The sequence below is a fragment of the Massilia sp. CF038 genome (assembly GCF_900129765.1).
Taxonomy (GTDB): Bacteria; Pseudomonadota; Gammaproteobacteria; order Burkholderiales; family Burkholderiaceae_D; genus Telluria_A.
Window position 1 is genome coordinate 204,452 of record NZ_FQWU01000002.1, and the last position, 20,108, is coordinate 224,559.

Below are 20,108 nucleotides of genomic sequence, written 5' to 3' on the forward strand. Positions count from 1 at the left end.
GCGAACGCGCCCGGCCCTGGCCGGCCAGCTTAGTGCTGGTAGGCCCCGATATCGAAGCCGGTGCTGGTATTGCGCGGGCGGCCCAGGAAGTCGCTGCTCTCGGCCTGGATCGGCGAACCGCGGCCAATGGCAGGCGAGCTCACGGTCAGGCGCAAGTCCGGTGTCCCGGTTCTGGTGTAGCCGACAAACAGCGGTTCGGACGACACGGTGGCGCTGTGGGTCAGGCCGTTTTTCAGCTGCCAGTTGTAGGTGCTGTTGCGTGCCACCAGATTGTTGCTGTACACATTGTGGGTACCGGTTCTGCCCTGCTCCGAAATGCCCATGGCATTGTCGTACACAATGTTGCTGCGCACCTGGATGTAATCGGCCGGTCCGGCGGTGTGATAGAAGTCACCGCCGCCAACAATAATGCCGGTGTGCGAGGCCACCACCGTGTTGTTGGTGATAATCACGTTGTTCGCGTCATGCCACAGGTGGATGCCGCCTTCGGCCACACGGTACACCACGTTGTTCTTGACCGTACCGGAGGTGCTGATATAAATGCCTTGCACGTAGCGGCAGCCGGCCGGGCCAATATCATTGACCAGGTTGCCGATCACATCGCTGCGCACGCCGTGATAGTAGCTGTCGACCCCAATGGCCGAACCGCCTGCGCTGGTGCAGCTGACGCCTTTGGCGATGTGGTGCACCCAGTTCGATTTGATCAGGTCGTACGAGCCGCCGTTGTAGATTCCGCTGGTCCATTTGGAATTGTTGCCATCAATCTGGAAGCCGATGATGTCGACATAGTTGCCGCGGTTATCCCAGGCCACCTTGATGGTCGAACCGGACACCGGCACGATGCGTGCGCCCCAGGTGGTGGTGGAGACCCAGCGGATGCGCGCGCTGGCGGTGCCGTTGGCGGTGGTCTTCAGGTTGCCTGCATAGGTCCCCGGCGCCACATACACGGTGGTACCTGCTACTGCCGAGCGTGCCGCGCGGGCCAGCGTCTTGAACGGCGCCGATGCACTGCCGGCGCTGCTGTCGTTTCCGTTGGGTGACACATACAACGCGCTGGCAGCCTGTGCGGCTTGAACGAAGCCAAAGCCGACAAGTAGAGCAACGCTGGAAGCGAGCGTTTTCAGGCGAAGTTGCTTGGCGTGGGCAGCGAAAATAGTCATGAGGTTCCTTACCTTTGTCATGTGAATGAGCAAGGTTTGACGTAAATCAAATTCTTAGGTTCAATCATTTTCTAAATAAATTTCGCTGCGGTATCAAACCAGTAAACACTCTTGTTTGCGAGAAATCGAACATTTGCCTGCAACTTGATCGGTCCGCTGCGGTCCTAAGGCTGGACATCACAGGAGCGTGCAATGAGTGAACACATGCAGGTCAAGGAAACACTGCAGGACGGCGAAACGTATGCGGGAGTAATCTTGGGAAAGGACGGCCAACCCGATCAGCATCTGGTGCTGCTGGCGGGCGAAGCGCACGAGGTATCGTGGACCGCGGCGCGCGAATGGGCCAGCGGGGTCGGCGGCGACTTGCCCAACCGGCGCGAACTGGCGCTGCTGTTTGCCAACTGCCGCGAGCAGTTCAGCCGGGCCTGGTACTGGTCGAGCGAGCCGCAGGAACCGCGTGCCCAGCTGGTCTGGGGACAAAACTTCACCAGCGGCATCCAGACCATGTACGGTCGCCCTTTCCGCGGACATGCGCGCGCGGTGCGCCGGCTTGCAATTGAATAGTGGAACTATGTGCCCTGCCGTACAGATGCGGGGCCCGCCTTCCTTTATTGTTGAGCTTGTCTAATCTCCCGAGGAACTAAAAATGAATATGATAATTAACCTCATCATCTATCTGGTCGTGTTCGGCCTGATCTGGTGGCTGGTCAGCATGCTGCCCCTGCCGGCGCCTGTTGCGCAAATCGTGCGCGTGCTCTTCATCATCCTGCTGATCCTGATCGTGCTGTCGGTGTTTGGGATTTTGCCGGGCAACTACCTGCCCCGTCTGAACCTGTAGCAGGCGAACTGGGCTGGTTTTCGGGGCCTGCCCATGGGCGTATAATCGGCGTATTTCCACCGCTGATCGACGCTCATGACGCCCCAGATTCAGGCATTTTTCGACCAGACCACTGCCACTGTCACCTACGTGGTGCATGCGGGTGCAGGCAGCGCCTGCGCCATCATCGATCCGGTGCTCGATTACGATCCCAAGTCCGGCCGCACCTGCAGCCTTGCGGCCGACCAGGTCATCGCCTTCGTGCGCCAGCATGGCCTGCAAGTCGAATGGCTGCTTGAAACCCACGCCCATGCCGACCATTTGTCAGGCGCCCCTTTCCTGGCCCAGCAACTGGGCGGCAAGACGGGCATCGGAGCCGGCATCCGCTCGGTCCAGCGCGCATTTTCTGCCGTGTTTCCCGCGCACGAAGCGCGCTTTGACCATCTGTTTGCCGCCGACGAAGCATTTAGTATTGGCAGCATGCAGGCGCGCGCCATGCACGTGCCTGGCCACACGCCGGCCGATATGGCGTTTCAAGTGGGCGACGCGCTGTTTGTTGGCGACACTCTGTTCATGCCCGACGTGGGCACGGCGCGCTGCGATTTTCCCGGTGGCGATGCCGCTACCTTGTACCGCTCGGTGCGGCGCATCTTGTCGCTGCCGCCGCACACGCGTTTGTTCATGTGCCACGACTACCCGCCGGCCGGGCGCGCGCCCGCATGGGAAAGCACGGTCGCCGACCAGCGCGCGCACAACATCCATGTGCACGATGGCGTGAGCGAAGCCGACTTTGTCGCCATGCGCACGGCGCGTGACCAGACCCTGGCCATGCCGACCCTGATCCTGCCTGCCATCCAGGTCAACATCAATGCCGGCCAGCTGCCGCCGGCCGACACCAATGGCGTGCGTTACCTGAAAATCCCGGTCAACGCCTTTTGAACCGGCTTACTGCTTGACGGGCGCATTCCAGCGGCCCAGCGGGGCGTCCATATTGGCCAGATACCAGGTGTAGCCCGACAGCAGCGCCACATGCCGTTTCAGATTGTCCGGATTGACCTTGTCGAGCGTATCGGCGGCCGTGTGGTGATAGTTGAAGTAATCCGAGCTGTCGATCAGGGGCGAGAAGCACGGCACCCCAAGCTGCTCCAGTCCGCTCAAGTCGCCCGTGCCAAGCACGTCGCTGCGCTGCAGCGCCGCCGCCCCCATCGTTTCCAGCGTGGCCTGCAAGGGTGCAAACGATTTGCCCGCCTCGTAAGGGGCACTATGGCGCATCCCGAACGGGCGGCCCGATCCGTTATCGGTTTCAATGGCGGCAAAGTGCTTGGGCGCGAGAGTGCGATTGGCTTCCGCATAGGTGCGCGCGCCGCGGGTGCCGTTTTCCTCGTTGGCCCAGGCAATCACGCGGATCGTGCGGCGCGGTGTGAAATCGAGCTTTTTCAGCGTTTCGACCACGGCCATGGCGCTGACCACGCCGGCGCCATCGTCATTGGCGCCAGTGCCCAGGTCCCAGGAATCGAGGTGGCCCGAGACGATGACGATTTCATCGGCCTTGTCGGTGCCGGGGAAATCGGCGATCACGTTGAAACTGTCGGCGTCCGGCAGGGTTTTCGGGGTCAGCGTCAGCTTCATGCTGAGCGGGCCGCGCGCTGCCAGGCGCGCCATGAGCAATGCGTCTTCCACCGCCACGGCCGCCGCGGGAATGCGGGCGCCATCCTGCAGACCGCTGGAACCGGTGTGCGGCAGCCTGAAATTGGCGCCCCCTGCCGAGCTGACCAGCACCGCAGCGGCGCCCAGGTCGGCCGCCATCTTGGTGCCGCCGCCACGGAATTTCACCACCTGGCCATAGGCCTGGCCAGCCAGGCCACGGTCGGCCATCGACTGGTCGAAGGGCACGTCGAACAGCACGATGCGGCCTTTCACTTCGGCCGCGCGGGCCTGCAATTCTTCCAGACTGCGCACCACGATCAGCGGTGCGCTCAAGCCGGCTTCCGGCGTGGCGCCCGAGCCGCCCAATGCCGTCAGCACCACTTTCTGCGTCACGCCCGCTGGCCGGCCCTTGTAGTCGACCAGTTCGGCTGTCTCGGTGCCCCGCACCCAGTGCGGCACTTTGACCGGCTGCAGCGTCACCTTGGCGCCCAGCTTGCGCATGGCGTCCGCCACCTGGTTCACCGCTGCCGCCTCACCGGCAGAACCGGACAGACGCGGGCCAATCAGATCGGTCATGTCAGCCAGGCGCTGATAGGCCCAGTCGCTGCGCATGGCAGTGTCGCGAATTTTGGTCAGGGCGGCGGGATCGTTGCCGGGTGTGGCGGCATGCGCACCAGCGCACACAAGCGAGGCGGCAAGGAGGGTCAATACAGGCGTGCGTGACATGCGTTGCATCCTTCAACTATTCATTGGGGAATCAAACAATAACGCATCTTGTCATTCTTTGCACCCTAGGCTGCGACCAGCCGCACGCGCGTGATTTCCGACGGTGCGCCAAAGCGTTTCGGCGGTCCCCAGTAGCCTGTGCCGCGGCTGGTGTAGACCCATAACTGGGCCAGCCGGTTGAGCCCCGCCGTGAACGGCTGCTGCAGCGGCACGAACAGATTCCAGGGGAAGAACTGGCCGCCATGGGTGTGACCCGACAGTTGCAGATCGAAGCCGGCGGCAGCAGCCGCCGGCGCCGTGCGCGGCTGGTGCGCCAGCAAAATGCGGGCGCGCACCGTGTCCGGTGCCCCGGCGGCGGCGCGCTGCGGATCGCTGCGGTGCGACTCGTCAAACAGGTGGGCGGTGAAATCGGTAACGCCGGCAATCATCAGCGACTCGCCACCGCGTTCGCACAGCACGTGTTCGTTCATCAGCACCTTCACGCCCAGGCGCCGCATCTCGGCGATCCATTCCCTGGCGCCCGAATAGTACTCGTGGTTGCCCGTGACAAAAAACGCGCCGTCGCGCGCCACCAGGCGCGCCAGCGGCTCGGTGTGCAGCTGCAGGCGCCGCACGCTGCCATCGACCAGGTCGCCCGTGATGGCAATGGCGTCCGGTTGCAGCGCGTTGACTTTGGTGACAATCGCATTCAGGTAGCCGCGCTTGATGGTGGGCCCCACATGCACATCGGATATCTGCACGATGGAGTAGCCTTGCAGCGCGGCCGGTAAATCCTTGATTGGCACCGTTACTTCCACCACGCGCGCCACCCGCCTGGCATTGACCAGGCCGATCAGGGTCACGCCCACTGCCAACAAAGGGACGCCAATGGCACTGCCCTGCACCAGGGCGGGCGTCGCCGCGTCAAACAGCGACAACATGCCCAGCGCCAGGTCGCGCAGCAGGGTCAAGACAAATAGCGACGAAAACAGCCCCATGGCCAGCAGACCGGCCCAGGCCAGCTGGTCGGCGCGCTTGAAGCGCCGCGCACGCGAAGCGATCAGGCCGGCCGGCATCAGGACCGTTGACAGGGCCAGCAACAGGCCGGCGCCGACAGCACCCGCCAGCGGGACACCCGAGGCGGGAATCAGGCGCCAGCCTATGTAAAAATGCAACAGTACGAGCAGACCCAGAACGGTCACGATCACACGGCGTGGAGGCATGGAAAATCCTGTTTCAGCGGGTATCGCCTTAAGATGGGGGTGTCAGGCCCATGTGCAAGGGCCATGTTGCGCCAGCCCCGTTAGCTGTTACAGACCAAGCCGATTTGTAAGATTCTGTATTAACAATCGCTTTTTCATGTGCTCACGCTATAGTTCACTCATGCCCCAGCGCTATGGTGATCATCCCGATCTCGACTGAGGCCACAAAGGAAACGCCATGTTCAATACCAAATTTGTAGGTGCTGCCCTGATTATCGCCGCGACGGCCGTCACTTCGACGGCATCGGCCAGCGACCGGGGTGTCAATACCGCAGTGGGCGCCGTGGTCGGCGCGGCCATCGGGTCGAGCACCGGCAGCCGCAACGGCGCGCTGGTGGGTGGTGTCCTTGGCGCGGCAGTGGGCAATTCGGTCCGTACCGACGGCCGCAGCCGCACCTATGTCGACACCCGCGTCAACTACTATGGCGGCGACGCCCGCTACGAAGACCGTCGCTATGACGACGGCTACTACGCCGCCCCTGCACCAGTGTATGTACAGGAGCGCACCTACTACGAGCCGGCACCGGTCTACTACCGTCCTGCCCCACGCTACTACGCACCACCTGCCGTGGTGTATGTCGAACCGCGCGGCTACTACCGCGGTCATGGCCACCGTCACGGCCGTGGTCATGGCCGGGGCCATGGCTGGTAAGCAGCACCTTGCAGCACACAGAAAACCTGGCCTTGCGCCAGGTTTTTTTTCGTCCCCGTTTTCCCCCACCCCCGACTAGTTGCGCCTGACGGCAGATGCCGTCGCCACGGGGAGACGCAGCATGCTGGGGGACGGCGATATCATCACACTCGGTGCAGGTAACTACCGCCTCGGCACGCGCCTGGCCGCGTCGTCCTACGGCGTGGTGTGGCAAGCCCGGGGGCCCCAGGGCGCCGAGGTGGCGCTCAAGCTGATCAACGAAGAGCAGATGGGACGCGCCGATCCGGCCCTGCAAGAGCGCTGGATCAGCAGCGCCGCCACCGAGATCGATTTCCTGTGCAGCCTGGCGCCCTGGGATGAGCGCCACATTGTGCCGCTGCTTGACCATGGCGTGCACCAGGGCTTGCCCGTGATGGCGCTCGAATTGATGGGCCCGGACCTGGCCCGCGCGCCCAACGCCGCCGGCTCCTTCCAGCACATGCTGGAATGGGTCGGGCAGATCAACCAGGCCTTGGCCGCCGTGCACCGCCACGGCTGGCTGTATCTCGACCTGAAACCGGCCAACGTGCTGGTGGGGCGCAGCGGCAGCGACGTCAAGCTGGCCGATTTTGGCACCAGCCGCCTGCGCGCCGCGCTGGCGCCAGGCGTGTACTGCGGCACCGCCAGCTGGCAGGCGCCGGAGCAGTTCTTCCCGACCGCGCAACACACGTTTCAGACCGATACGCGCAGCGACTATTTTGCGCTCGGTGCCATGCTCTACTTCCTGGTGACCGGTGGGCGCCAGCTGCGTTTTTGCAGCAGTTGCGGCGAGGCGTGGCGCGTGCATCTGGCACAGGCGCCAGCGCGCCTGCTGGCCGAGCATGGCGGTCAGATCCCACCCACCTTGCAAGAGGATGAAGCGCAGTTGTTCGCGCACGCGGCGGGGAGCGCCGCCGCACCCGCCGCGCTGACCCTGCTGCGCGCACTGCTGGCCCAGGCGCCGGCAGCGCGCCCGCGCCACGCGCTCGACATCAGCCGCATGCTGGCCGCAATTGGCAGTGCAGCCTGCCCCGTTGCATCGAGCGGCGATGGCGCGGCCGAACCCCACTTCTGGCTGCGGAGCGCAGCATGAGAACGCCCACCGCCTGCGCCCTGCTAGTGCTGTGCCTGCTGCAGCTGCTGTGCCTGTGGCGCTCCCCTGCCGTGCATGCACCGGCGGCCATTAGCGTTGCACTGCAGCCGGGACAAGCGCTGCAGCTGGGCCGCGCCGAACTGGCGGCCCCGCAAGCGGCAGCCCATCATCTCGCGCTCCGGCGCGCGCGCGACGGCGCATGGTGGATACGCAATGTCAGTGGTACAAAACAGGTGCTGCTTGAACGCGCTGGCAGCGACCGCCGCATGGGTTCCGGCGCGCCGTCGGCCGGCCAGCAGTGGCGCATTGGTGCTGCCACCTTCACCGTTGCCGATGCCACCCCGCGTGAGGTGGAACTGGCTGGCGCAGGCAGCCGCTGGCGCTATGACGGCGCCACGCTGCTGCGCGATGGCAAAGCCCAGGCGGCATGCCCGGGCAGCGGCATCGGCGCGCGTACCGTCGCCCTGTGGAACCGGCTGGCGCCACAAGCCATGACGAGTGCACGGCCGCTGGCGTTTGGCGGCAATCTGTATTGTGGCAACCGCTTGCCGATCGCCGGCCTGGGCGGCGCCAGTGCGGTGCTGGCGCGCGGCCAGCACGCGCTTGTGCTGTCCAACATTGACCCGCAGGCGCCGCTGCTGGTGGACGGCGCCGACCTGGCGCGCCAGGAAGAGCGGCTCGACGGCGTGACCTCGCTGGTGGTCGGACGCACCCGCTTCGCGCTGCAGCGCGATGACGCGGCACTGCTCTTGCGCCCCCTGCGCCATGTGGGCCTGTACACCGAACCGAGCGTCACCCTGCCCCCTGGCGTCAGCTGGCGCTGGCAGCAGCGCGCCCTGTGGTCGCTGCCTGGCGGATCGGCATGGGCACTGATGCTGGCCCTGAGCGCAGCTGTGGCCGGGGCGGGGGCGCTGGCATGGCACGGCGGGCGCTGGCCATGGGGCCGCGACAGCACCCCCGCACAGCGCCTGGGCGCGGCGGCCACGCTGCTGCTGGCCATTGCCGGCCTCGGCGCCATGCTGCTGCAGCGTTCAGGTGCTGGCGTGGGCATCGGTGTCTCGCTGCTGCTGGTGTGGGCTGCGTTGTGGACCTTCTTGCTCGGCGCCGGGCGCGTCACGCTGGCCACCAGCGCCGGGGTGCTCCTGCTTGGCATCGGCATGCTGCTGCAGCTCGAGCTCGGGCTGGGCGCACTGGAGTCATCCTGGCCACGCCACTTCCAGAAGAGCGCTGCCTTGCTGGCCATCGGCCTTGGCCTCGCTACCCATCTGCGCCTGCGTCTGCGCGCGGCCCCACTGGCGCTGCCCCAGCTGCGCCTGGAGTACCTGCTGGCGGCGCTCGCTGGCCTGGCCCTGCTGGCCCTGGGGCTGCAAGTCATGCTGGGCGACGAGACCGGCGTGTTCGACTTGCAGCCGGTTGAATTTGCCAAGCTGGCGCTGACCGCGCTCACGGCCCACTGTCTGGCCATCGGCCTGGGCTGGCAGCGCGGCTTGCCGCAGCACGACAGTGCGCCATTGCGCTGGATGCGTCTGGCCGGACCAGCCCTGCTGTTTGTTGCCCTGCTTGGTCTGGCGCTGCTGGAAGTCGACGATTTTTCGCCGCTGATTCTGCTGCTGGTATGGAGCATGGTCATGGCGCTGGCATGGGCGATGGCAGCACGGCGCCGCAGCGCGGTGGCGCTGCTCGCCGCTGTCATTCTCGGCGGCGCCGCCGTGGTGGTCCTGCTGCGTTACCAGGGCGGGGCCGATCTGGCGCAACTGGGCTTTTACGCCGACCGCTTTGCTGTCTGGCTCGACCCGGCCAGCCATCCACACACCGGTCAGCAACTGCTGCTGGCGGCGCGCGCGGTGGGCGATGGCGCCTGGTGGGGCAACGCCAACTGGCTCGGGATCGGCGCGCTGGGCCAGTCGGCCGGCGATGCGCTCGCCATTCCCGCCGTCCAGGATGACTTTGCCCCCGCCTTTTTCATCCAGCGCCATGGTTTGCTGGGGGCACTGGCCTTGTGGGGCTTGCAAGCCATGTTTCTGACCGGCCTGCTGCAGACAGCAGCTGCCGCCTTTGCCGCCAGCGAGGCAGCGCGCGACTTCCGCCAGGCCTGGCAATGGCGCCTGCGCTGCTTTGTGCTGTGCGGCGGCGCCGCCTTCGTGCTGGGCCATTTGCTGCTGTCGTGGGGGACCAACCTGGCCATCTTCCCCATCATGGGCCAGCCCATGAGTTTTCTGTCGGCCGGCGGCAGCCATCTGCTGTTTTTCATCTGCCCCCTGCTAGCGTTCCATGCCATCAGCGCGCAATCAATCGAGGAGAAGTCATCATGCCGGTCTATGTCCAACACGAAGTCCTGGGCAAGGTAAGCGACGTATTCAATGCCGAGGCGATCTGGCAGGCGCCCGGATTGGCCCTGTTCACCCGCCGTCCCCTGCTGCGTGACCTGCTGGAGCGCTCGCCGCGCGAACTGCGCGGGCGCGCGCCCGTGCGCTGCTTCTCGCACGTGACGCTGATGCTGGCCCAGGAAGAGCTGGACGACGACCGCCACCTGACCCGCGGCGCCCGTGTGCGCGATCTGGCGCAGTCGCTCACGGCGCTGCATCAAAAGGATTTCGGCGACCTGCTCGGCAGCGACGACGTGCGCTACGACGTGATTGGCACCGAGCAGCTCGAGCCAGGCGAAGTCGAAGTCAAATTCGGCCATGCCGTGTACCTGCCCAGCGCCGGTGAAAAGGTCCTGTACCAGGTCAGCAGCTCGCCAGATGGCAGCAGCTGGCACCCCGTGTGCGCGATGTACCTGCACCAGCGCCTGGCCCTGATTGGCCAGGACGGCGAACACGCCAGCCATGGCGCACCTGGCTGGGCCTTCGGCAGCGACGGCGCCCTGCTGCTGGTCAATGACGGGCCGGATGCGCCGATCGAAGTGCATGTGCGTCCCAAGGGCGCTTTTGAGTGCAGCTTCGATGGCGAGTCGGACGCGTATGCCATTACCCGGCGCGGCGTGCTCGATGGCGCGGGCGAACCAGTGCGCCTGCTGCTCAAGATCGCGCGGGTGCACGCCGCCGCCCCGGCCGCACGCAGTATCAGGCCGGCAGCGGTCTGGAAGAGCCGCACGGATGCCACTGCCGTGCCGCTCAGCCAGCGCCCACGCGGGCCAGTGGAAAACGACGCTACCTTCGCACCCGCGGCGCAGCAGCGCGTCAGCCTGGTGGCGCTGGCCTTGCCGCGCCTGTCGCGCTATCGCGACACGGGCGCGACCCGGCTTGACATCGGCCTCGATCACGCGCTCGCGCTGACGCCGCAAGGCATGCCGTCAGCCATCCGTTTTTGCGTCGATGGCGACGATCAGCTGCAAGCCATCATGGGCGAGCAGGCCCAGAACGTGCAGGCGCCAGCGCGCTTCGCGCCAGGCGGCACGGCCGCGATCGAGCTGCGCGCCGTGCCAATGGCCATGGCGGACCGCTACTGCGCCACGCTGATGCTGCCGCAGCCGGCCAGCCTGCCTGTGGCCGGCGGCACGCGCCTGGTGTTCGGACGCAGCGCACCCATGCTCGCTGCGTTGCGCGTGCTCGATTCTCCCCGCTTCTTGCAGCAAAGCGGCGCTGCAGCCAGTGCTGACCGGCTGGGACTGTCGCGCAGCGCCTTCAGTTTCGAGGCAGGCAGCGCCGGGTTTCAGATCCACCGGCTCAGTGCGACCCAGGCGCTGTACCACCTTGACGCCGATCTGCAATACGTGGCCACCATCAGCAGCGACCAGGCTTATCTGCTGCCGCCGGGCCACCATCTGGTCGCCGGCCATTACGTGCTGCGCTTTGACGCCTGAGCGGGAGTAAACATGATCCACCTGAGCTATCTGAGTATTGCTGCCGTCGCCATCGCGCTGCTGGTGACCTTGATGCTGGCCGCCTGGCTGACGCCTGCCCACTGGTGGCGCCAGCTGAACGCGCGTGCGCTGGCGGTGGTGGGCCTGGGCACCTGGGCCATTGCCAGTCTGATTTTATGGCTGGCGCCAGCCACCGCGCCGGCGCTGGCGGCCACGCCCGCGACCACCCTGTCGGCCAATGCGCGCGACGCCGGGCGCAGTTACCGGGTGCACGAAGACCTGAATTTACGCAGCGCCATTGGCACGGCATCCAGCCGGATTGCCGTGGTGCCGGCTGGGACCATGGTCACCACCACGGGCGTGCGCCAGGGCGACTGGTGGCAGGTGCAAGCCAGGGTCGATGGCAAGACGGTGGAAGGCTGGTCCAGCAGTCTGTGGCTGCGCCGCGCCAATGAGGGCGCAGCGCACTAGAAGCACGTGCGGCGGCCTACTCGCGCACGAACTGGGCGGCACCGGCTGCGACGCCGCTGGCCACGGTGATCTGCTCAAGCGTTTTGCCATGCAAATCAACCTGGCGCAGCACAATATCCATCTTGCGCACGGGTTCGCGTACCAGCGCGCGCCACCACTTGCGCGGGCTGCGCAGATCGAGCTTGTCGCTTGCGCTCAGCACCCACAAAGTGGCGCCGCTGTCAGGCACCAGCACGTCCAGCACTTTTTCATCCGGCAGGCGCAGCAGCTTGTGCAGCGGCGCATCGGTGTCGGCCCCGTCCACCAGGTACAAGTCCTGGGCCGGGCCATAGTCGGCGCTCCACATGGCGCGGCTGTCGCCATGGAAGGCGATCTTGTCCACGTGCTGGGTCGCGTACACCACGCGCTTGGCGCCCGGTGACCAGAACAGGGTGCGCATGCCCGCCGGGCATTGGGGCGTGATGACGCGCAGGGGCGCAGTGTCCACCACCGCCTTGCCGCGCCCAAACTCGCCAATCAGAATCAGCTTGCTGCTGCCCGGAACCGGCACGAAGGTGGCCGTTTTGACGAAGTAGTCAAGCTGCTCCTTGAGCGGCGCCTGCTCGGCCGGATACTTGCTTTCGTCCAGCCCGCATGCCAAAAAGGCGGCCGCGTGGGCAGCGGCGATCGCACTCGCGTCGGGGCGCGCTTCCAATGGCAGTTGCGCCTTGCGTTCATCCGGCGCGCGGCTGCGGCTGGCGTTGCCGGCATCAACTTCCAAATACGGTTTGCCATCAGAAAAAACATGGACTTGCTGGGCGCTCGCACTGGCGGCGGCCGCACACAACAGTGCTGCCCCAAATTTACGCATGCACACTCCCTTCAAATTGCATTGGATGGAAAGCGATTCCGTTGCGAGACTGCACGGGCGCAGTGGGAACGAAGCCGAGCGCGCGGTACACGGGCACGGCGCCAATGGCGGCATTGACGGTCATCTGCGCCGGATTGCCGGCTGCAGCACGGGCGTGCTGCCACAAGGCCCGGGCCACACCCTGGCGCTGATGGGCCTGATCGACAAACATGTGGAACACATGGCGCCGCTCACGCACGCCGATAAAGCCAAGCAGCACATCGTCTCTGGTGGCCACGTGATACGCCATGCCGTCTGCCAGATGGCGCGCGATCCCGTCGGCGTCATGTTCGCGCAGGAAGGCCGCGGCATCGACCGGGGCGCAGTCCTGCACAATGCTGCGCTCGGCCAGCAAGCGCAGCAAGCTTGCTGCGGCGGGGATATCAGTCGCGGACAGTGGTCGGATTTGCATTTGACAACAATAACATGCCCGCCAGGCCAAGGACGGCGAGCACGAACAGGGACAGCGTGCCCGGCTCCGGGACAGCGGCAGCGGCAAGCGGACGGATGGACGTCAGCAGCAGGCGGTCGCCGTTGCCCACCATGATTTCAAAGTAAAACGTGTTGGACGGCGTGGGAGAAGAAAAGCCGGTCAGCTTGAACTCGCCGCCCTGGCCGCCGCCGCAGGCGCCGCGGGAGCTGCCGAACAGGCAACCATTGCCCAGGGTCTGGCCAATCAGCTCGCGGCTGAGGTCCAGGTCCTTCGCTTTCAGGAATTGCAGATTAAAGAAATCGGCCACGGTGAACGTGCCATTCCCGACGCCAGCGCCGGCAACATGCATCACAAACGATTCAAAGCCGGGCGCGATGATCGTCGATTCCAGGGCCAGCAGTGAATCGTCAAGCTTGAGCACCGCGTTGGCAGTCGCGTTGTTCTGGAACGACGCGCCGCTCCAGCTGATGTCGAAAGCAATCGGGGTCGCGCTGGCGGGCGCATGGGTTACCAGGGTCAGCGCCATGGCGGCTGCAAAGGTGCGGAAAAAACGTTTCATCAGGGTCTCAAAAAAAGCGCAAAGCGCGCGGGCAGCGCGGAAATCCGCGACAACATTATCATAACAGCAACGTGCTCGCGCAGCAATTCGCTGCAGCGCCCCCTCAGCGCGACGGCACAGCCGAAACAGTGCCCGAACTGGCTTTTGACAGCAAAAACACAGCAGTCAAACCCAGCGCTGCCAGCGCGAGCAGCGCCAGGGTACCGGGTTCGGGCACGCTCGCCACCGGCAGGATGGAGGTGACCAGCAAGCGGTCGCCATTGGCGACCATGATTTCAAAATACCAGGTACCGAAGGGAACGGGAATGTTGCTGAAGACGTTGAAGTCGCCCCCGTTGCCATCGCCGCAAGCGCCGCGCGAAGTGCCGTACAGGCAGCCGTTGCCCAAGGGCTGGCCAATCAGTTCGCGGCTCAGGTCCAGATTCTGCGCTTCCAGAAAATCGATATAAAAGAAGTCCCGCATGGTGAAGGTACCGTCGCCCACACCAGCGCCGGCAATCTTCACTACGAGCGAGCCGAACAAGGGATTGTCGCCGGTGATCACGCCATCTTCGGCCAGCAGCGAGTCGTCCAGCCTGAGCAAGCCGATGCCAGTGGCGCTGTTCTGGAAGGCCTCGCCGCTCCAGGTAATGCGCAAGTTGATCGGGGTGGCGCCCGCGGGCGCGCCGCACAGCAGGGTCAGTGCGAGGCAGGCGGACAATAAACGAAAGAATGTGTTCATGTTGGTCCCGAAAAAAAGTGGCGCGCGTGGCGCGGGCGCAGCCGCGCTGCGATGTCGTTATCATAACCGGCGCCTGCGCCGCGCCACCGCGCTGGCGCAGCAATTTCGCCACAGCGCACCCTTTGTTACACCTGCTTGCATTGCCGCATCACAAGTAAGTTGACCATGTGCACGCTGGCCCCGTAGACTAGCTCATCATGTCCAAAGATAGCTTGACCGCTCCCTTGCCTGGCACACCGCTGCGTCCCAGGATTGCGTTGACGACCCCGCTGCGTCACGCGCGTTACCGCCAGCTCTGGCTTGCCAACCTCATATCGAATCTCGGCACCTGGACCCAGACCTTTGCCTCGGCCTGGCTGCTGGCGACGGTCTCGACCTCGGCGTCGACCAGCACCCTGGTCCAAACCGCCACCTATGTGCCGGTGTTCCTGTTTGCCCTGCTGGCCGGGGTGGTGGCAGACCGCGTCAACCGTCCGAAATTCCTGTTCCTGTGTAATCTGTTCATGGCCGTGTGCGCCTGCGCGATGGCCGCGCTGGTGATGAGTGGCCATACCTCCGCTGGCCCGGTACTGGCGCTGACTTTTTGCCTGGGCAGCGGCTCGGCCTTCGTGTGGCCGGCATGGCAAGCGTCCCTGTCGGGGCTGGTCGAACCAAACGAAGTCGAGGCGGCCGCAACCTTGAACAACCTGTCCTACAATGTGGCGGCCATCGTCGGCCCGGCACTGGGCGGCTTGCTGTTTGCCTGGGTCGGTCCCGGCGCCTTGTTCCTCGTGAATGCCGCCTCCTTCATCGGCTTGTTGGGCGTCTACTGGTTCTGGTGGCAAGAACAAGGCGCGGCGCCCGCACCCTGTCACGCCGGGTTTCTGCGCAATATGAAGGCGGGCCTGCATACCGCGCTCGGTTGCGCGCGCTACCGTCACATCCTGTTTAATGTCTGCACGGTGTTTTTTGCCACGATCGCATTTGCGTCGCTGCTGCCCGTGTTCGTCAAGGACGTGCTGCACCTCAATTCGCGTGTGTTCGGCCTGTTGATGGGCAGTCTGGGTGCCGGCGCCGTGCTTGGCGCCGTGCTGCTGCCGACCATCCGCCAGCACGTGGGCAAGACCCGCCTGCTGGCCGCTTCCCTGCTGATGTACGGCACCATGCTGCTGGCCTTGCCCCAGCTGCGCTCCCTGTATCTGATGGTGCCGCTGATCATGATGGCCGGGATGGCCTGGTCCGCCACGGTGTCGACCCTCAACGCCGCTGCGCAGCTCTCGTTCCCGCCCGCCATTCGCGCCCGCACCTTGTCGATCTACCTGTTTGTCATGGCGGCCGGCTATACAGCTGGCAGCGTGGTGTGGGGCCGCCTGGCCGATGTGGCTGGCGTGCGCCTGGCGCTGACCGTGGCGGGCGCCTGTGTTGTCATCAATGCTATTGCGCTGATGACAGCAAAGCGGGAAAGCCCTATCTGATCGGTGCTTTGGAAATTCGCCCGATGGGATAAGCTGTCATGATTGCCCATCACTGCGTAGCGAACCATGCCCCTGTCGTCCCACCCTGCCCTGTTTGCCCCCGGACTGGACGTGGCCGCGCGCTCCGAAGCCGGCGCGGGCGAGGTGGTGCGCGCGGAAAACCAGGACAATTACCTGCTGATCGATGGCACCGGCCTGGCCCATTTCCTGAAAAACCAACGAGCTTGCGAACAGCAGATCCCCGGCTGGCCGCTTGGTCACGCCCGCGTGGCCGTACTGGACGGCATGGGTGGCCATGGTCGTGGGCGCGAGGCGGCTGAAGCTGTGGTCGATGGCTTGCTGGCCCTGCCGCCCTGCACCAGCCTGCATGCAATGAGTGAGCAGCTCGAGGTCTTGCACGCCCGCTTGCAGCAGCAGTTCGGCACCGACGGGACCGACGACAAGCGTCCCGGCACCACGCTGACCATGCTGGAGTTGCGTGCCGGCCAGGCCGCCATGCTGTACCACGTGGGCGACTCGCGCCTGTACGAGGTGCAGAACGGGCGCGTGACGCCTCTGACCATTGACCATGTGCCCGCAACGGCCTGCGCCATGGCCGGCATGCTTGACGAAGGCGAATGGTGGCAGCAAGTCCATGGCGAACACCGTTCCCAGATTTCCCAGGCTTTTATTCTGGGCAATGCGTTCTCGAATACTGCCGAGCTGAGCGATCCGCTGTACGCCCTGTCACCGTTGAATCTGCCGCCCTATCTGTACCACCTGCCGGACCGGCGCGTGCTGGAACTGCAGGCTGGCGCCGTCTACATCCTGGCCAGCGACGGCTTCTGGGCCTGCGCTGAACCGGTGGCGCCGATTTTGCGCTGGCCGGCCCTGTTGGAATCGTGCCACAGCGCAAGTGCGATGTGTGATGCCCTGTTTGCCGGCGTGGAACTGACGCCCCCGCTGGAGCTGTATCCCGACAATCTGACCGCCATTGTGCTGCGCCCCTGCCCGGGCAGCGAAACGGCCTTGCCCGTGGCGGCTGCATGACACGCTATTGGATGCCGCCGGCAGGCAAAACCGCGTAAGCTAGAACTAAATTCGATTGGGCATTATTGCTATGAAAAAATGCAACAACGCACAGCATCCGCACTGCACCCACTGGGTGCTGCCGGGCGACAGCGCCTGTGCCAGCGGCCATGCGCAAAGCGCGGCCACGCCGTCGAGCTACGAATTAATTACCGCCCTGCGCAGCGCGCGCCCGGCCACGGTGCAAGGCGCGATCGCGCCGCGCGCCCTCGAATTGCCCGAACGCGCCGCAGCCCCGCTGGAGCAGCCGCACCTGCACATCAGTGGCTTTGACCCGCGCGCTGCCGGCGGGCGCCAGGCCATCAAGCTCGATTTGCGCGGCCTGCCCGCCACCTGCGAACCGCTGGTGACGGTGCAGCTGCATTCAGCCCTGTTGCCTGAAGGGGCGGCGCGCCACACGGTGGCACGCACTCTGCGCGGCGACTGGCGCCCCTTGTTCATCGAGTTTTCCTCGCGCGACAAAGAGCACGGCCAGTACCGCATCGAGGTCGAACTGTACTGCCAGAAAGATGCCCGCATCAGCCACAAATGGGTGGCCACCCTGGTGATCCTGGTGCCGCGCCCGGATGCCACCCTGACCGAAATTCACCAGACCTTCCTGGCCACTCACAAGAATGTGCGCGTGATGGCCGACGACGCCTCGATTGCGCGCGTGAACGCGCAGTCGGCGGGCGGCCGGGTCGACATCGACCTGCACGCGCGCAATGCGTCCATCGCCAACCTGAACCTCGAAGAGCGCCCGGGCAAGGTCGACATCAGCTTTTCCACCATCGCCTGGGATGAAGACCTGATCGAAATCGACGTACCGGCCCAGAGCTTGCCGCACCCGCACCAGGCGGCCATGGCGTGCCTGGTCAATGCTGCGCCCGAAGCGGGCGCCCAGCGCCAGGTGCGTTTGTTCTCGATGCAGGAGTGCGTGCTGGGCCGGTTCGAATTGTATGACCCTGAAGCCGATGTGCTGCTGACCCACTTTGGCGCCGACGGCCAGGACCGCGACGGCCTTACGCGCCGGCTTTCGGGGCGCCACGCCCTGATCCGGCGCGGCGCCGGCGGCTTTGAAATTGAAGACGTGTCGCGCTATGGCTTGCTGCTGGACGGGGTCTGGCCTGGCAAGGGCAAGCCGGTGCAACTGCGCCTGGGGATGCGGATCGAACTATCGGCCAGCATCAAGGGCATCGTTGTGCTGAGCGTGACGGCGCTGCTGCCCAATGGCGTGATCATGCATCGCATCGATGAAGGCGCGCAGGCGGAATGCTTCTATTTCCTGGAGCCGGGCTGCCATCCGGGCTTCCCGGTGCCGGCTTATACCGCCTTGCCGAAGGCCGCTGCCATGCCGCTGCTGTTTCACCAGAACGGCGGCTTCTGGCATCTGGACCCGGACAGCGGCAAGGAAACCGCGCTCACGCCGAACACGCCGCTGGAAGCCTTGCGCCAGATCCCGCCGCACACGCGCTTCGCCGCCGAATCCTATCCCGAATGCTGGATCGTGCGCACCACACTCAAAGTGCCGCATGGCGCGGCTTTGATTGACATGTACACGGCCTGAGCGACTGAACAACATCGTCCTCGCGCAGGCGGGGACCCATACCACGCATGCGCTGTCGTGGGCCACGCTGTCTATGGGTCCCCGCCTGCGCGAGGACGATGAGTCAAAAAAAACCCGCTTGCGCGGGTTTTGTTTTTACTGCACCGTCAGGATCACCTTGACGCTGTCATCCACCGCCGACTTGTCGATATACCCAATCGCCTGCGGATCTGCCGCAACCGCCTTCTTCACCTCGGCCGCGCTCTTGTATTCCTTGGGCGCCGTGCCCTTGCCGGTGAACACCAGCTTGGACCAGATCGCCTTGACCTGGGCTGAATCCTTCTGCAGCACCTTGGTATGGAACTCATTCCGGATCGCGACCCCATCGTCATACTCGATCGGAGTAAACAGGGACGACTTCCCCAGGAAGAACTGGGCCGCCTGTTCGCTGAACATGCGCGAGGCGGGATTTTTCGGATTCACGATCACCACGATCTCCGCGGCGAACACGGGCGCGCTGGCCACGACCAGGCCTGCGGCCAACAACATCATGCCGATTTTCGTTTTCATGGCTTCTCCTTAGAATACGAAGTCGATGCCAGCGGCATATACATTGACGGGGCCCTTAAAGCCGGGCTTGACGTTCACAAAGGCGCCAGGTCCATCCTTGGGCGACACGTGGTCAACCTGCACCTTGAGCGCAGCTGATTTGCTGAAGTCCCAGCGCACGCCAACCGCATTGGTCGACTGCAGCGCGGCCTTGACCACCGAATTCACGCCGGCAGTCAATGGCGCCAGCGGGCCGGTGGTGGGCAAGCCGGCATAGGTGCGTGGATCGTCCTGCTTGATATTGCCGTAGTAGTAGTACGGCGTGACCTTGCCGAAGCGGTAGCCCAGCATCGCGTAATACGAGGTGGTGTCATGCACGGTGCGGGTGTCGGTCTTGCGCACCGCGTACTCGGCCTGCACCAGCACGTTCTTGTAGTCGAGCGTGTAACCGAGCGAGGTGAAGGAGCCGCGCACGTCTTGCGCTGCAATGTCGTTGGCAGCCTGGGTCAGGCCCACCTGGCGCAGCGTGGCCACCAGGCCGTTGAGCGTGGTGTTGTTCTCGATCGAGAAATCGGCATCGGCGCGGCCGAAGCGGAAGCTCATCGGGCCGTGTTCGGCAACGATGTGCAAGGCCGTCAGCGGCTTGAACACGACGTTCACATTGTTCGGGGTCTTGCTGGTGGTGCGGCCGACGCCAAACTGGGCCGTCACGGTGGTCTCGCCAAAGGTGTCCTGGTACACCAGGTCGGCGCCGTCAAACGAGTCGGCCGTCACCTGACGATAGACCTCGGCAGGCGGTCGCAGCATGGTATTGGCGTAGCCCACGTTGCGGAAGTCGGAAATCATGTACACCGGCAGGCCCATGCGGCCGACGCGAATGTCGAGCTTGTCGGTGGCCTTGAACTTGGCAAATGCCCAGGCCAGTTCCGCACCCCAGTGGCCGCGCTGCTGGCGCCGTGCCAGGCCTTGCGCGGTGAGCGAAATGCGGTCGTTCATCTTGGCCGTGGCTTGAATCCCGAAGATGGAATCAACACCCGTGCGCGCGTCTTCGCCGGCACCGGACGCCTGGTTCGGACGAATGAATTCGGCCTGGTCGTTATCGGTCATGGTCACGCCAGCCGTGCCGAAGCCGCTGACAGTGACGGTGGGGCCGTCGGCGGCCTGTGCCGTGATGGCGAAAGCGGCCAGCATCGCTGTCACTAAGGTCTTTGGAATGGGATGCGTCATTGTTACTCCTGAAAGTTGATCGTTCATTTGCTCCAGCTAGTTTGTTCCTTCGG

20 protein-coding genes are annotated in these 20,108 nt (G+C 64.8%); 11 read left to right on the forward strand and 9 right to left on the reverse strand.

The features are described from left to right. Window positions 1-29: 29 nt before the first annotated feature. Window positions 30-1,160 (reverse strand): choice-of-anchor Q domain-containing protein, encoded by a 1,131-nt coding sequence (locus BUC24_RS10975; RefSeq protein WP_073215587.1) that lies wholly within the window; start codon window positions 1,158-1,160, stop codon window positions 30-32. Window positions 1,161-1,352: 192 nt separating this feature from the next. Here BUC24_RS10975 and BUC24_RS10980 point away from each other — a divergent pair, with 192 nt between their 5' ends. The 3 genes from BUC24_RS10980 to BUC24_RS10990 all read left to right on the forward strand — a co-directional run bounded on the left by BUC24_RS10980 (window position 1,353) and on the right by BUC24_RS10990 (window position 2,916). Next, window positions 1,353-1,724 carry an Lcl C-terminal domain-containing protein gene (locus tag BUC24_RS10980; RefSeq protein ID WP_073215590.1) on the forward strand — a complete coding sequence of 124 codons (372 nt, stop codon included), beginning with the start codon at window positions 1,353-1,355 and terminating at the stop codon, window positions 1,722-1,724. An 82-nt stretch (window positions 1,725-1,806) separates the two neighbouring features. Further along, entirely contained in the window at window positions 1,807-1,998 is a 192-nt protein-coding gene (locus BUC24_RS10985; RefSeq protein ID WP_073215593.1) for a Thivi_2564 family membrane protein, read from the forward strand. 75 nt (window positions 1,999-2,073) lie between these two features. Then, window positions 2,074-2,916 (forward strand): MBL fold metallo-hydrolase, encoded by an 843-nt coding sequence (locus BUC24_RS10990; protein ID WP_073215596.1) that lies wholly within the window; start codon window positions 2,074-2,076, stop codon window positions 2,914-2,916. Window positions 2,917-2,922: 6 nt separating this feature from the next. On the opposite strand, the gene BUC24_RS10995 is transcribed toward BUC24_RS10990, so the two are convergent. Then, the gene (locus BUC24_RS10995; RefSeq protein ID WP_373887972.1) at window positions 2,923-4,350 is read right to left on the reverse strand and encodes a M20/M25/M40 family metallo-hydrolase; all 1,428 of its coding nucleotides are present in this window, start codon (window positions 4,348-4,350) and stop codon (window positions 2,923-2,925) included. Window positions 4,351-4,415: 65 nt separating this feature from the next. Next, window positions 4,416-5,552 carry a metallophosphoesterase gene (locus tag BUC24_RS11000; protein ID WP_073215602.1) on the reverse strand — a complete coding sequence of 379 codons (1,137 nt, stop codon included), beginning with the start codon at window positions 5,550-5,552 and terminating at the stop codon, window positions 4,416-4,418. A 217-nt stretch (window positions 5,553-5,769) separates the two neighbouring features. On the opposite strand from BUC24_RS11000, the gene BUC24_RS11005 reads away from it, so the two are divergent. The 5 genes from BUC24_RS11005 to BUC24_RS11025 all read left to right on the forward strand — a co-directional run bounded on the left by BUC24_RS11005 (window position 5,770) and on the right by BUC24_RS11025 (window position 11,630). After that, entirely contained in the window at window positions 5,770-6,243 is a 474-nt protein-coding gene (locus BUC24_RS11005; protein WP_073215604.1) for a YMGG-like glycine zipper-containing protein, read from the forward strand. A gap of 121 nt (window positions 6,244-6,364) precedes the next feature. Beyond that, window positions 6,365-7,354 carry a protein kinase domain-containing protein gene (locus BUC24_RS11010; RefSeq protein WP_073215607.1) on the forward strand — a complete coding sequence of 330 codons (990 nt, stop codon included), beginning with the start codon at window positions 6,365-6,367 and terminating at the stop codon, window positions 7,352-7,354. Beyond that, a complete protein-coding gene (locus BUC24_RS11015; RefSeq protein WP_073215609.1) occupies window positions 7,351-9,702 on the forward strand; it encodes an FtsW/RodA/SpoVE family cell cycle protein in 2,352 nt (783 codons plus the stop codon). Before BUC24_RS11010 ends, BUC24_RS11015 begins: the two co-directional genes overlap by 4 nt. Next, window positions 9,663-11,159 (forward strand): hypothetical protein, encoded by a 1,497-nt coding sequence (locus BUC24_RS11020; RefSeq protein WP_073215611.1) that lies wholly within the window; start codon window positions 9,663-9,665, stop codon window positions 11,157-11,159. The genes BUC24_RS11015 and BUC24_RS11020 overlap by 40 nt, the downstream gene beginning before the upstream one ends. Window positions 11,160-11,171: 12 nt before the next feature. Next, window positions 11,172-11,630 (forward strand): SH3 domain-containing protein, encoded by a 459-nt coding sequence (locus BUC24_RS11025; protein WP_073215615.1) that lies wholly within the window; start codon window positions 11,172-11,174, stop codon window positions 11,628-11,630. 16 nt (window positions 11,631-11,646) lie between these two features. Here BUC24_RS11025 and BUC24_RS11030 read toward each other — a convergent pair whose 3' ends face one another. The 4 genes from BUC24_RS11030 to BUC24_RS11045 form a co-directional block, all read right to left on the reverse strand. Continuing rightward, complete coding sequence (locus BUC24_RS11030; protein ID WP_073215618.1) at window positions 11,647-12,480, reverse strand: hypothetical protein; 834 nt, start codon at window positions 12,478-12,480, stop codon at window positions 11,647-11,649. After that, complete coding sequence (locus BUC24_RS11035) at window positions 12,473-12,931, reverse strand: GNAT family N-acetyltransferase (protein ID WP_073215620.1); 459 nt, start codon at window positions 12,929-12,931, stop codon at window positions 12,473-12,475. Before BUC24_RS11035 ends, BUC24_RS11030 begins: the two co-directional genes overlap by 8 nt. Next, on the reverse strand, window positions 12,903-13,511 hold the full coding sequence (locus BUC24_RS11040; RefSeq protein WP_073215623.1) for a hypothetical protein: 609 nt from the start codon (window positions 13,509-13,511) through the stop codon (window positions 12,903-12,905). Before BUC24_RS11040 ends, BUC24_RS11035 begins: the two co-directional genes overlap by 29 nt. A gap of 103 nt (window positions 13,512-13,614) precedes the next feature. After that, window positions 13,615-14,232 carry a PEP-CTERM sorting domain-containing protein gene (locus tag BUC24_RS11045; protein ID WP_083598875.1) on the reverse strand — a complete coding sequence of 206 codons (618 nt, stop codon included), beginning with the start codon at window positions 14,230-14,232 and terminating at the stop codon, window positions 13,615-13,617. A gap of 197 nt (window positions 14,233-14,429) precedes the next feature. Between BUC24_RS11045 and BUC24_RS11050 the strand changes: the two genes are divergently transcribed. The 3 genes from BUC24_RS11050 (at window position 14,430) to BUC24_RS11060 (ending at window position 18,300) form a co-directional block, all read left to right on the forward strand. Then, the gene (locus BUC24_RS11050) at window positions 14,430-15,686 is read left to right on the forward strand and encodes an MFS transporter (protein ID WP_073215629.1); all 1,257 of its coding nucleotides are present in this window, start codon (window positions 14,430-14,432) and stop codon (window positions 15,684-15,686) included. A gap of 66 nt (window positions 15,687-15,752) precedes the next feature. After that, complete coding sequence (locus tag BUC24_RS11055) at window positions 15,753-16,715, forward strand: PP2C family protein-serine/threonine phosphatase (RefSeq protein WP_073215632.1); 963 nt, start codon at window positions 15,753-15,755, stop codon at window positions 16,713-16,715. A 70-nt stretch (window positions 16,716-16,785) separates the two neighbouring features. Further along, a complete protein-coding gene (locus BUC24_RS11060; protein ID WP_083599003.1) occupies window positions 16,786-18,300 on the forward strand; it encodes an FHA domain-containing protein in 1,515 nt (504 codons plus the stop codon). Between the two features lie 135 nt (window positions 18,301-18,435). On the opposite strand, the gene BUC24_RS11065 is transcribed toward BUC24_RS11060, so the two are convergent. After that, complete coding sequence (locus BUC24_RS11065) at window positions 18,436-18,849, reverse strand: hypothetical protein (protein ID WP_073215634.1); 414 nt, start codon at window positions 18,847-18,849, stop codon at window positions 18,436-18,438. 9 nt (window positions 18,850-18,858) lie between these two features. After that, window positions 18,859-20,055: a porin gene (locus BUC24_RS11070; RefSeq protein WP_083598876.1), complete on the reverse strand. Its 1,197-nt coding sequence runs from the start codon at window positions 20,053-20,055 to the stop codon at window positions 18,859-18,861. Window positions 20,056-20,108 lie beyond the last annotated feature (53 nt).

Excerpts from the sequence above, each read along its gene's own strand:
- BUC24_RS11015 (WP_073215609.1), top strand. The coding sequence starts at position 7,351 with ATGAGAACGCCCACCGCCTGCGCCCTGCTAGTGCTGTGCCTGCTGCAG.
- BUC24_RS10980 (WP_073215590.1), top strand. The coding sequence starts at position 1,353 with ATGAGTGAACACATGCAGGTCAAGGAAACACTGCAGGACGGCGAAACG.
- BUC24_RS10985 (WP_073215593.1), top strand. The coding sequence starts at position 1,807 with ATGAATATGATAATTAACCTCATCATCTATCTGGTCGTGTTCGGCCTG.
- BUC24_RS11010 (WP_073215607.1), top strand. The coding sequence starts at position 6,365 with ATGCTGGGGGACGGCGATATCATCACACTCGGTGCAGGTAACTACCGC.
- BUC24_RS11020 (WP_073215611.1), top strand. The coding sequence starts at position 9,663 with ATGCCGGTCTATGTCCAACACGAAGTCCTGGGCAAGGTAAGCGACGTA.
- BUC24_RS11000 (WP_073215602.1), bottom strand. The coding sequence starts at position 5,552 with ATGCCTCCACGCCGTGTGATCGTGACCGTTCTGGGTCTGCTCGTACTG.
- BUC24_RS11060 (WP_083599003.1), top strand. The coding sequence starts at position 16,786 with ATGAAAAAATGCAACAACGCACAGCATCCGCACTGCACCCACTGGGTG.
- BUC24_RS10995 (WP_373887972.1), bottom strand. The coding sequence starts at position 4,350 with ATGTCACGCACGCCTGTATTGACCCTCCTTGCCGCCTCGCTTGTGTGC.
- BUC24_RS11040 (WP_073215623.1), bottom strand. The coding sequence starts at position 13,511 with ATGAAACGTTTTTTCCGCACCTTTGCAGCCGCCATGGCGCTGACCCTG.
- BUC24_RS11025 (WP_073215615.1), top strand. The coding sequence starts at position 11,172 with ATGATCCACCTGAGCTATCTGAGTATTGCTGCCGTCGCCATCGCGCTG.
- BUC24_RS11005 (WP_073215604.1), top strand. The coding sequence starts at position 5,770 with ATGTTCAATACCAAATTTGTAGGTGCTGCCCTGATTATCGCCGCGACG.
- BUC24_RS11030 (WP_073215618.1), bottom strand. The coding sequence starts at position 12,480 with ATGCGTAAATTTGGGGCAGCACTGTTGTGTGCGGCCGCCGCCAGTGCG.
- BUC24_RS11050 (WP_073215629.1), top strand. The coding sequence starts at position 14,430 with ATGTCCAAAGATAGCTTGACCGCTCCCTTGCCTGGCACACCGCTGCGT.
- BUC24_RS11065 (WP_073215634.1), bottom strand. The coding sequence starts at position 18,849 with ATGAAAACGAAAATCGGCATGATGTTGTTGGCCGCAGGCCTGGTCGTG.
- BUC24_RS11035 (WP_073215620.1), bottom strand. The coding sequence starts at position 12,931 with ATGCAAATCCGACCACTGTCCGCGACTGATATCCCCGCCGCAGCAAGC.
- BUC24_RS10975 (WP_073215587.1), bottom strand. The coding sequence starts at position 1,160 with ATGACTATTTTCGCTGCCCACGCCAAGCAACTTCGCCTGAAAACGCTC.
- BUC24_RS11055 (WP_073215632.1), top strand. The coding sequence starts at position 15,753 with ATGCCCCTGTCGTCCCACCCTGCCCTGTTTGCCCCCGGACTGGACGTG.
- BUC24_RS11045 (WP_083598875.1), bottom strand. The coding sequence starts at position 14,232 with ATGAACACATTCTTTCGTTTATTGTCCGCCTGCCTCGCACTGACCCTG.
- BUC24_RS10990 (WP_073215596.1), top strand. The coding sequence starts at position 2,074 with ATGACGCCCCAGATTCAGGCATTTTTCGACCAGACCACTGCCACTGTC.
- BUC24_RS11070 (WP_083598876.1), bottom strand. The coding sequence starts at position 20,055 with ATGACGCATCCCATTCCAAAGACCTTAGTGACAGCGATGCTGGCCGCT.